This is a genomic window from Sedimentibacter sp. B4, from assembly GCF_000309315.1.
GTDB lineage: Bacteria > Bacillota > Clostridia > Tissierellales > Sedimentibacteraceae > Sedimentibacter > Sedimentibacter saalensis.
The window spans coordinates 1-210 of record NZ_CANG01000143.1 but is presented as its reverse complement, the minus strand read 5'-3'; the positions used below and the strand labels follow the sequence as shown (position 1 = coordinate 210).

At 72.9% G+C, this 210-nt stretch carries 1 pseudogene; it reads left to right on the top strand.

Going from position 1 to position 210, the window contains the following annotated elements:
- Window positions 1–210, top strand: a pseudogene (locus tag BN358_RS26150) (hypothetical protein); the annotation flags it as partial.

Below are 210 nucleotides of genomic sequence, written 5' to 3'. Positions count from 1 at the left end.
CGGGCGCGGTGCTGGGCGCCTCCCCCCGCCTGGCGCAACAGTCCAGCGGACACCTCGGCAACCTGCTGCACACCGCCGCGCTCACCCACGCCCAGGACTGGGTCGATGAGCTCGCGGGTGAGATCGCCACGAACAAGCAGGTGCTTGCCCGCGAGCTCGCGGCGCACCTGCCCGAGGTGGGCTACACACCCGCCGACGGCACCTACCTGG